Here is a 1,383-nt window from a genome sequence, read left to right as displayed (position 1 = left end):
AGATAGTTGTAGCTGTCGTCGAAGACCTCGTAGCCGGCGAGATTCGGCTTCAGCACCATGGTCTCGAAGAACCAGGTCGTGTGGGCCAGGTGCCATTTGGCGGGGCTCGCGTCTGGCATCGACTGGACGGTCGCGTCGGCGTCCGACAGCGGCGCGCCGAGGGCGCGGCTGTCCTCGCGCACGGCACGGTAGCGGGCCGCGAGCGCGGAGACGTCGGTCAGCGATTTGCGGGAAACATGGGCCATGTCGAACCTCTTCGAACTGGTTCCGGCCGCCGGTTCGCCCTGAAGGCAGGCCGCCGGACAGCCGCGTTCGAGAAGACCTAGCTTTCGTCCATGACCCGGCAACGACGATCACGTCTTATCTATCGAGCCGGCCAACGACCCTTCCGCTATACCATTGCGGCGCTTCCGGTGGCTCGAGGGCCGGCGGCGGGCACTATGCCGCAGCGGTCAGTTCCGGCCGGGCACAGCCAGAAACTCAGCGAGAACGCGGTTGAAGACGGCCGGATTGTCGAGATTGGCAACATGCCCCGCCTCCAAGACCACGCTCATGGCATTGGGTGCCTCGGCGACGATGTCGGCGGCCTGTTCGCGGATCGTCGTTGCGTCATGCAGCGTGTCGATGACCAGGCACGGGCAGTGGATGCGGCCGAGATCCAGCGGCCGGCTTTCGACGATCCGGCGCGGGTGCGGGCCGGCCGTGCCTTTGCCGAGCGCCAGCCGGGCTATCAGGTGGCGCGGGCGATGTTCGAGGCCGATCTGAAGCGCGACCCGACCGCCAACCGCCACCGGCGCTTCGGGCAGGCCTGCGTCCTCGCCCATGAACTGCCCGACGACATTAACTGGCTGCACACCCATTATCTGCACACGCCGGCCTCGGTGACGCGTTATGCCGCGACGATCCGCGGGATCGGCTGGTCGTTCTCCGCCCACGCCAAGGACATCTGGACCTCGCAAACCTGGGAGCTGACCGAGAAGCTGGGCTCGGCCGCCTTCGGGGTCACCTGCACGCAGGTCAATCTCGACTATCTGCAGTCGCTGGCCCCCGAGCCCGGGCGCGTCGAGCTGGTCTATCACGGGCTCGACCTGTCCGGCATCGAGCCGCCGGAGCGGGAGGCGCGCGGCGAGCGCCCGTTCCGCATCGTGTCGGTCGGCCGCACGGTGGAGAAGAAGGGGTTCGGCGACCTGATCCGCGCGCTCGCACGGCTGAAGGATCGCGACTGGACCTTCGATCATGTCGGCGGCGGCGCAATGACCGCCAGGCTGCAGCAGCAGGCCGACAAGGCCGGGATTGGCGACCGCATCACCTGGCACGGCAGCCGCGAGCGCGAGCATGTCTTCGGGCTGCTGGCGCGCTCGGACCTGTTCGTCCTGCCCTCGC

General features: G+C 67.9%; 2 protein-coding genes. One reads left to right on the top strand and one right to left on the bottom strand.

Annotation, left to right across the window (positions count from 1 at the left end; genetic code table 11):
* A partial coding sequence (locus SI859A1_RS00145; protein ID WP_040324820.1) for a DinB family protein occupies nt 1–245 on the bottom strand: 245 nt, incomplete at its 3' end.
* 366 nt (nt 246–611) lie between these two features.
* Here SI859A1_RS00145 and SI859A1_RS00140 point away from each other — a divergent pair.
* On the top strand, nt 612–1,383 hold a 772-nt coding region (locus tag SI859A1_RS00140; protein ID WP_244400818.1), incomplete at its 3' end, for a glycosyltransferase.

Origin of the sequence: Aurantimonas manganoxydans SI85-9A1 (assembly GCF_000153465.1) — a bacterium.
GTDB classification, from domain to species: Bacteria; Pseudomonadota; Alphaproteobacteria; order Rhizobiales; family Rhizobiaceae; genus Aurantimonas; species Aurantimonas manganoxydans.
Note: the sequence above shows the minus strand (reverse complement) of the source record. Positions and strands in the feature narration are given on the sequence as shown.